The 8,180-nt window shown below is 73.7% G+C and carries 9 protein-coding genes and 1 tRNA gene; 5 read left to right on the top strand and 5 right to left on the bottom strand.

What is annotated here, in order from left to right:
- Window positions 1-9 precede the first annotated feature (9 nt).
- Genes BIU98_RS10095 through BIU98_RS10105 form a run of 3 tightly spaced genes read left to right on the top strand, consistent with a single transcriptional unit; the run spans window position 10 to window position 1,696 of the window.
- Window positions 10-603, top strand: a complete 594-nt coding sequence (locus BIU98_RS10095) for a molybdopterin-dependent oxidoreductase (protein ID WP_071275504.1) — start codon at window positions 10-12, stop codon at window positions 601-603.
- Window positions 600-1,445, top strand: coding sequence for a ferredoxin reductase (locus BIU98_RS10100; RefSeq protein WP_254787850.1), 846 nt, complete (start codon window positions 600-602; stop codon window positions 1,443-1,445). The genes BIU98_RS10095 and BIU98_RS10100 overlap by 4 nt, the downstream gene beginning before the upstream one ends.
- Window positions 1,445-1,696, top strand: coding sequence for a DUF6510 family protein (locus BIU98_RS10105; protein WP_071275508.1), 252 nt, complete (start codon window positions 1,445-1,447; stop codon window positions 1,694-1,696). The genes BIU98_RS10100 and BIU98_RS10105 overlap by 1 nt, the downstream gene beginning before the upstream one ends.
- Before the next feature lie 97 nt (window positions 1,697-1,793).
- Here the strand turns inward: BIU98_RS10105 and BIU98_RS10110 are convergent.
- A tRNA-Gly gene (locus BIU98_RS10110) sits at window positions 1,794-1,865 on the bottom strand.
- Window positions 1,866-1,963: 98 nt separating this feature from the next.
- Between BIU98_RS10110 and BIU98_RS10115 the strand changes: the two genes are divergently transcribed.
- Window positions 1,964-2,179 carry a hypothetical protein gene (locus tag BIU98_RS10115; RefSeq protein ID WP_139200651.1) on the top strand — a complete coding sequence of 72 codons (216 nt, stop codon included), beginning with the start codon at window positions 1,964-1,966 and terminating at the stop codon, window positions 2,177-2,179.
- Window positions 2,180-2,230: 51 nt separating this feature from the next.
- Here BIU98_RS10115 and BIU98_RS10120 read toward each other — a convergent pair whose 3' ends face one another.
- The gene (locus tag BIU98_RS10120) at window positions 2,231-2,911 is read right to left on the bottom strand and encodes a hypothetical protein (protein ID WP_139200652.1); all 681 of its coding nucleotides are present in this window, start codon (window positions 2,909-2,911) and stop codon (window positions 2,231-2,233) included.
- 93 nt (window positions 2,912-3,004) lie between these two features.
- On the opposite strand from BIU98_RS10120, the gene BIU98_RS10125 reads away from it, so the two are divergent.
- A complete protein-coding gene (locus BIU98_RS10125) occupies window positions 3,005-3,802 on the top strand; it encodes a DNA-formamidopyrimidine glycosylase family protein (RefSeq protein WP_071275514.1) in 798 nt (265 codons plus the stop codon).
- 21 nt (window positions 3,803-3,823) lie between these two features.
- Here the strand turns inward: BIU98_RS10125 and BIU98_RS10130 are convergent, their stop codons facing one another.
- The 3 genes from BIU98_RS10130 to BIU98_RS10145 all read right to left on the bottom strand — a co-directional run bounded on the left by BIU98_RS10130 (window position 3,824) and on the right by BIU98_RS10145 (window position 8,059).
- Window positions 3,824-5,722 carry a family 43 glycosylhydrolase gene (locus tag BIU98_RS10130; RefSeq protein ID WP_083393154.1) on the bottom strand — a complete coding sequence of 633 codons (1,899 nt, stop codon included), beginning with the start codon at window positions 5,720-5,722 and terminating at the stop codon, window positions 3,824-3,826.
- Between the two features lie 181 nt (window positions 5,723-5,903).
- Complete coding sequence (locus tag BIU98_RS10140; protein ID WP_071275518.1) at window positions 5,904-7,385, bottom strand: cell wall metabolism sensor histidine kinase WalK; 1,482 nt, start codon at window positions 7,383-7,385, stop codon at window positions 5,904-5,906.
- A complete protein-coding gene (locus BIU98_RS10145; protein ID WP_175481333.1) occupies window positions 7,382-8,059 on the bottom strand; it encodes a winged helix-turn-helix domain-containing protein in 678 nt (225 codons plus the stop codon). The genes BIU98_RS10140 and BIU98_RS10145 overlap by 4 nt, the downstream gene beginning before the upstream one ends.
- Window positions 8,060-8,180 lie beyond the last annotated feature (121 nt).

Below are 8,180 nucleotides of genomic sequence, written 5' to 3' on the forward strand. Positions count from 1 at the left end.
GAGCAACCGATGGCGACCTTCACCCGCGGGTTCGGCGGACGACGACGCAACGAGGACGACGACCGCACGCCGCCGGGGCAGACGCTCGTGCGCGACTGGCCCGTGCTGTCAGCCGGCGCCACCCCGGACATCGCCCCCGCGGACTGGAGCTTCTCCATCCAGACCGAGGCCGGCCTGCACGAGTGGACGTGGGACGAGGTCCAGGCGCTCGGCGTCGAGGACGTCACGGTCGACATCCACTGCGTGACGCACTGGTCGAAGCTCGACATGCCGTGGCGCGGGGTCCCGCTCGACGCCCTGTTCGCCCAGGTGGAGACCTCGCTCGACTACTGCATGGTGCACAGCTTCGGCGGCTACACCACGAACGTCCCCCTCGACGAACTGCTCGGCGGCAAGGCCTGGGTCGCGTTCGAGGCCGACGGCGAACCCCTCGAGCCCGAGCACGGTGGCCCGGCGCGGCTGCTGGTCCCCGCCCTGTACTTCTGGAAGAGCGCGAAGTGGGTGCGCGGCATCGTCATGCAGGCCGACGACGAGCCGGGCTTCTGGGAGAACGCCGGCTACAACATGCACGGCGACCCCTGGAAGGAAGAGCGGTACTGGTGAGCGCACCAGTGTCCGTCGAGTCCGCGTCAGTCCGGTCCGCGGAGACCCCGGAGACCCCGGAGACCGGCCAGGAGGCTCGCCCCTCGCCCGCCAGGCCCGCTCGCGTCCGCAGGCGGCCGGCCTGGCACGCCGCGACCGTCGCCGCGGTCAGCACCGAGAGCCCCACCGCGCGTCGCCTGGTGCTCGACGTCCCGACCTGGCCGGGCAACGACCCCGGGCAACACCTCGACCTGCGGCTCACCGCTGAGGACGGCTACCAGGCGACCCGCTCGTACTCCGTGGCGTCCGCCGGCGACGATCCGCGCGTGACCCTGGCGGTCGACCGGGTCGACGACGGCGAGGTCTCGCCGTTCCTGGTCGACGCGATCGAGGTCGGCGATGCCCTCGAGGTGCACGGTCCCCTCGGCGGCTGGTTCGTGTGGCGCCCGTCCGCGGAGTCGACCAGGCCCGTGCAGCTCATCGCGGGCGGGTCCGGGATCGTGCCGCTCGTGGCGATGGTGACGGCACACGCCGAGGCCGACGACCCGACGCCCTTCCGGCTCCTCTACGCCGTCCGCACCCCCGAGGACGTCTTCTTCCGACCGGAGCTCGACGCCGCGCTCGAGGCCTCAGCCCCGCTCGACGTCACGGTCGTGTACAGCCGGACGGCACCGCCCGACGCGACCGTGCCGGCGGGTCGGCTCACGAAGGACTCCCTGGCCGCCGCGGTGCTGCCGCCGGAGGACGGGGCACTGGTCTACGTGTGCGGGTCGACGCCGTTCGTCGAACAGGTCCTCCGCTGGCTCGGCGAGCTCGGGCACGACGTGGCGGACGTCCGCGCGGAACGGTTCGGAGGCAGCTGATGACCCTGTTCGACGGCAACGCCCTGGCCGGGGAGCTCGCGGACGTGCTCGGCGCCGACCCGACGACGGCGCGCCTGCGCTGCACCGGGTGCGGGTCGCTCGGGTCCCTCGGCGAGACCCGGGTGTACCGCACGGCGATGGGGTCGGTGGCCCGGTGCCACGGCTGCGACACGGTGCTCGTCACGGTGGTGTCGGACGGGGTCCGGCGTCGTGTCGGACTGCCGGGGGTACGGGCGGCCTCGATCGGCTGAGCGCCCGCCCGCGGGTCTGCCGGTACGGGCCCGGGAACCAGAAAACCCCGACCGAGGTCGGGGTTGTCCAGGGGCCGGGTGGAGCCGGTTGTTCCCGAGCGGATGACGAGATTCGAACTCGCGACCCTCACCTTGGCAAGGTGATGCGCTACCACTGCGCCACATCCGCATGCGCTGCCTGACGGCCGCGCTCGGATGACGATACCAGTGTTCTCGGGTGCGGCCGTCGCACGGCCGGTGCCGGGCGTGTCCGTGTTGGATGGACGCATGAGTGACTTCGTGAAGGAAGTGCCGGCCCAGAGCCCGGACGAACCGGACGCCCACGGCGTCGACCTGGTGGACGGGGACGAGCCGGCGGTGCGCATCCTGGTCCGTGGCGCCCTGCCCGCGACGCTCGAGCACGACGGCCGCACGTGGGCAGCGACCGACGAGACGCACGACGCCGGGGACGCCCCGGCGATCTCGGTCTACCGTCCCGCCTGACGCAGCGACGCCCCGGGGTTCAGCGCCCGCGTGGAGCTCAGGGCCCGGAGCTCAGAGCCCGGCGCGGGGTTCGGCGTCCTGCCTGACCCCTGCCGCCACGGCGACCGTGCGGACGCGGTCGGAGAGCTCCTCTCCGCGGAGCGTCTTCGCGAACCCGATGACGGTGCGGTAGAGCGGCAGGTCGACCGCCGTCCACTGGCCGTTGTCGACCGTCACCCGGAGGGCGTCGACCGTGCCGAACGCGTACCGTCCCGCGGCGCTGGTCTCGCCGTTGCCGACGGACCGCACGGCGGAGCGCGGGATGCCCAGCAGCAGTCGCGGCGTGCGTCCACCGACGTAGAGGCCCAGCCCCTGGTGGTCAGCGACGAGCGTGGCGAGACCGCGGCGTGGGACGTCTCCGTCCGGCGCGGTCCCGAGCATCCCCGCCGTCCGTCGGATCTCCACCACGAGGTCCCGCTTCAGCTGCACCGGGACCAGGGTCGCGCCGGGGTGCAGCTGCGCCAGGGCCGTCTCCCGCTGCCGGGTCCTGGCGTTCTGGATGCCCAGGACGATCTGCAGGACCACGAAGATGCCGACCGCGTACAGCGCCAGCGTGCCGATGACACCGGCCGTCGACATGCCGGCCTCGTGCTCCCGCCAGGCGACGAACCCGAAGCGCAGCACGAGGTACCCCCCGACCACGACCATCGTGATGAGTCCCCCGCGGCGTCCACTGCTGTTCCCGTTCCCCATCCTCGACACCCTAGGTCGCCGGGTGCCGACGGACGCGCATCCTGCACGGCCTCTCAACCGCGGGCTGTCGGCGGTCCTCGGTAGCGTGCCACCGTGCCAGAGGGTGACTCCGTCTTCCGCCTCGCCGCACGCCTGCGCCAGGTCGACGGCGCCCGGGTCTCCAGCGGGGAACTCCGCTCCGGCGGGGCCGCCGGTCGTTCCCTGGCCGGGCTGCGGGTCGTCGGCCACGCCACGCACGGCAAGCACCTGCTGACGCGCTTCGACGACGGCACCACCCTGCACACCCACCTGCGGATGCAGGGCTCGTGGACGGTCACAGCCGCGGGCCGACGGCTCCCCGCGGTGGCCGCTCGTGGTGCCCGGGTGCGCCTGGCGCTCGAGGACGGCCGCACGGTCTGGGGCCTCGACCTGCCCGTCGTGGACCTCCTCCACACCGCGGACGAGTCCCGGGCGCTCGGCCACCTCGGCCCGGACCTGCTCCACGACGACTTCGACGCGGAGGCCGCCGCCGCCCGGGTCCTCCGCGACCCGGCGGCATCGGTGCGGAGCGTCCTGCTCGACCAGCGGAACGTGGCCGGGCTCGGCAACCTCTGGGTCAACGAGCTCGGGTTCCTCCGCGGCCTGCACCCCGACCGACCCGTCGGCACCGTGGACGTCCCGGCGCTGCTCGACCTGGCGCGCCGCATGCTCGTGCGCTCGGCCACGGTCCCCGACGCCTACCAGGTGACGACCGGCTCGCGGCGACGCGGGGAACGGCACTGGGTCGTCGGCCGCGCGGGGCGTCCGTGCCTGCGGTGCCGGACGGCAGTGGTCGGCCGTGACGCCGTCGAGCTCGTCGGCTCGGCACCGCGGCGCACCTGGTGGTGTCCGCGGTGCCAGCCGACGACCTGACCGACCGGGCGTGGCGGTGGCTCAGCGGTGCGAGGACCGCACGGTGCTGACCCGCAGGTCCTCGAACGTGCTGGTGAACCCGGAACCGCCGAGCGAGATCAGCCCGACACGCGGGCTGGCGCCGAGGTCCGCCGTCCACGTCCCACCGCGGACGAAGTGCCGGCCGTCGACGCTCGTGTACGCGGTGTAGTGCCCCTCGCCCCGCACGGTGCGGTGGACGATCCGCAGCGTCGTGGTGTCGCCGACCGGGCCGACGACCATGTTGCCGTAGGTGGGCGCTCCCGCCGGCTGCCCGGACACCTGCTTGCCGAACTCCGTCTGCCGCGTGTTGAAGATCGAGTTCGACACCAGCCGGACGTAGTTGCCGTCGTCGCCGTACACGATGAGGCCGCCCTGGACGTAGTTCACGCCGTCGCCGTTGGCCGGGGTGTCGACCGCGACCGTCGTCTGCAGGACCCAGTCGCCGCGCGGTGCGGGCTCGGTGAGCACGGAGGCGAGCGGGGTCTGCGGCGGGTGCAGGTCAGCGTCCTGCGTCTGCCAGCGGAACGCGCCGTCACCGACCGAGTACGTCGAGGCGTCGGGCTCCCGCGTCCACGTCAGCCGGGCCGGCAGCGCCGAGCCGTCGAACCCGGTCGAGGCCGAGCGGATGAGCCGTCCCGGAACGTCGACGGGCGCACGGGCCGGTCGGTACGAAGGACGCTGGCCGGGCTGCGCGACCGGACCTGCCTGCTTCGTGTCGGACGGTCCCGCTCCCCCGCGTACGACGGGCCAACCACCCCGCCAGTCCAGCGGGTCGATGAGCACCGGACGCTTCGTGTAGGTGGCCTGCCCCGCGTAGTACGGGTCGTTCCGGTCGACCGCGTGGTAGATGATCCAGTCCTGTCCCGCGTAGTCCGTGACCACGGTGTTGTGGCCCGTACCCACCCAGCGGTTGCCGTTCTGCGCGAGCAGGGGCGAGCCTCCGACCCGGGTGCTGGTGATCGCGACCCCGTCGCGGTCGACGAAGGGTCCCAGGGGGCTGCGCGACCGGGCGACGAACACGCCGTAGCCGGTGAGCGACCCGGCGCAGCAGTTCGTCGCCGACCCCATGAAGTACCACCACCCGCCGTGGCGCATCAGGTAGGCGCCCTCGTATCGGTTGTCGATCGCGATCTGGCGCTCGCTTGCCGGGTCCGAACGGAGTCCGTCGGCGCTCAGCGTCCGGACGACCACGCCGCCGAAGTAGCTGCCGAAGTACAGGTAGGTGGTGCCGCGGTCGGTGATGACCTCGGGGTCGAACTCCCACCGGTCACCACCGGTCGGTCCGGATCGCGGTGCCACGACCGGCCCGCCCGAGTCCGTCCACGGGCCGGTCGGGCTCGAGCTCGTCGCGACGCCGACGGCCGACCCGCCACCCGTCGGAGCCGTCGCGCTCGGGGTGTCCGAGGCGGCGTAGTAGAGGTACCAGGTCCCCGTACGCCCGTGAGTACCAGCGCGGTACACGACGTCCGGGGCCCAGATGCCGTTCGCGTCGCCGACCCACGCGGGCTTGGCGTCGAAGGCGTCGCCAACGTACGTCCAGTGCGTGAGGTCCGTCGAGCGGTACGTCGGCACGGTGTGCTGCACGAGCGTGCCGTCGGGGTTCGTCTCCGTCGCCGACAGCGCGTCGGTCGTGCAGTACAGGTACCAGTTCCGGTCGCGTCCGACGCCGTGGATCGCGGTCGGGTCGGCGCAGCTCGCCGCCGTCTCGCCGTCCGGCAGGCGGAGGGCCATCGGGTTCTGGTGCGTCGGGGCGCTGCCGCGCCGCGACAGGTCTGACGTGGTCGTGACGCTGGTGGTCGGGTGGCTGGCTGGTGCTGCCACGGCAGCAGCCGGGAGGCCCGGGGTCGCGACCCCCGCCAGTGTCGCGACCGCGATCAGTGCGGTGAGTGCTCGGCGCACAGGAGGTCTCGCTCTCTCTCGTCGTTGAGGAGGTGCTCGGGCACCGCACGGTTCCGGCGGCGCTGGGCGCGAGCGTACGCCCCGGCCGCGGGCACGACCAGGTCAGGTGCGCACTTCGACCCGGCGCTCCCGGTGGCGCGGTCACGCCCTCGACGCGCGATCCGACCCCCGACGCACGAGATCACGCCAGTGTCGGCGCGGGGACGACGACGGGGAGCGTCAGGACGAAGGTGGTGTCCTCGCCGGGCGCGCACACCAGGTCGCCGCCGTGGGCACGGGCGATGCCACGGGCGATCGGCAGCCCGAGGCCCGCGCCTCCGCTCCGGTCGTCCCGCGCGGCGTCGAGCCGCACGAGGCGGTCGAACACGCGCTCCCGGTCGGCCTCCGGGATCCCCGGCCCGTCGTCGGTCACGCGCACGACGCCGTGCCCGTCCTCGACTGCGACGGCCACGGTGACGACGCCGCTCCCGCCCGTGGCCCGCGCCGCGTTCTCGAGCAGGTTGCCGAGCACCTGCCCGAGCCGGTCGTCGTCGCCGGAGACGCCGACGGCACCCGAGGGCTCCACGACCTCGACCCGGAGCTCGGGGGCACGGAGTCGGGCACGTGACGCCTCGGCACGGGTGACGGCACCGAGGTCGACGGGCGCCAGGTCGAGCTCGAGCCCGCGGTCGACCCGTGCCATGAGCAGCATGTCGTCGACGAGCCGACCGGCACGCCCTGCCTGGCGGACCACGTGCACGGCGAGGTCCTCGCGCTCCGCGGGGCCGAGCGGCGTCCGCACGAGGGTGTCCGCCGCGGCGCGGATGCCCGCGACCGGGGTGCGGAGTTCGTGCGCGGCGTCGGAGAGGAACGCGCGCATCCGGGCCTCGGCGGCGAGGGCCTGGTGCTCAGCACCCTCGACCGCGTCGAGCATCTCGTCGAAGGCCACCGCCACGCGGCCGATCTCGGTGTCGCGACGAGCGGGACGGAGGCGTCGCCCGCGGTCGCCGTGCGCGATCGACCGCGCCGCGTTCGTCATCGTGTCGAGCGGCCGCATCGTGCGTCGCACGACGAGCACCAACCCGACGGCAGCGACGAGCAGGAACACGGCGGAGGCGCCGAGCATCACCCACCGGAGTTCCCCGAGGACCTCGTCGACCGACCCGGTCCCCGCGGTCAGCCGGATCGTCGAACCGTCGCTGAGGCGGGAGACGAGCGTCACGAGGCGCCCCTCCTCCCGCACCGAGGAGGAGGTGATGCTGACCTGCCCACCCGCGACGTCGGCGGACCCGGGCGCCCCGTCAGCGGTGGCCGACCCGCGGGCTGGTGTCGAGCCTCCCGGCCGAGCCGGACCGGACAGTCCCGGCGGCTCAGGAGGGCCCTGCCGGAGCTGCTCCGGGGTGGGGCCGGCCTCGACGGAACCGCCGTCGCTCGTGGTGATCGTGACGGCGAGGCCCTGCATCGACAGCCGGTCGGCCAGGTCGTCCGCGTCCACCGTGCCCACGAGCGCCGCGGCGGCGGAGGCCCGGTCGCGCAGGCGGTCCTCGATCTGGGTGCGGAGGCGGTCGCCGAGCGTTGCCTCCACCGCGACGGACAGCAGCCCGAGGAGCACCGCGAGCAGCACCAGGACGGCGACCACCGTCCGGGCGCGCAGCGACCCCGTGCGGAGCGGCGCGGCGCTCACGCGGCGACCGCGCTCATGCGGTAGCCGAGCCCACGGACCGTGTGGACGAGCCGCGGGCCGTGCGCCTCCATCTTCCGGCGGAGGGCGCTGAGGTGCACCTCGACGAGGTTCGGGTCGACGCTGTCGTACCCCCACACCTGCGTCAGGATCTGGGTCTTGGAGAGCGTGCGCCCGCGGCTCTCGGCCAGGAACGCGAGCAGCCGGAACTCCGTCGCGGTCAGGTCGAGCGTGACCCCGGCGCGCCGGACCACGGCGGCGTCCGGGTCGAGCACGAGGTCCCCGACCTCGACCACCGACGGGATCCGCCCGCGGCGCCGGAGCACCGCCGTGACCCGCGCGACGAGCTCGGCCATCGCGAACGGCTTCACCACGTAGTCGTCGGCGCCCTCGGCGAAGCCGCGCAGGCGGTCGTCGACCTCGTCCCGTGCGGTGAGCATCACGATCGCGGCGTCGGACGTGGTGCGTACACGGCCGGCGAGCTGGATGCCGCTCGCTCCTGGCAGCATCCAGTCGAGGACCACCAGGTCGGGAACGAACCGGACCAGGTCGCGCTGCAGGGTGTCGCCGTCCGGGGCGTCGAGGACCACGAGCCCCTCGGCACGGAGGGACCGGGCCACGGACAGGCGGATGGTCTCGTCGTCGTCGATGAGCAGGACGCGGGCAGGGGTGGGCACGGCGGACACCGTACGTCGGCGTTGCAGTCACGGAGCATGGAGCCAGCTGGGCAGCACCTGGGCTTCAGTCCTGCTTCAGATTCGACTTCGAGCGTGGTCGTCACCGGCAGGACCGCCGGAC

The organism is Curtobacterium sp. MMLR14_010, assembly GCF_001865015.1.
In the GTDB taxonomy this organism is placed as follows: domain Bacteria; phylum Actinomycetota; class Actinomycetes; order Actinomycetales; family Microbacteriaceae; genus Curtobacterium.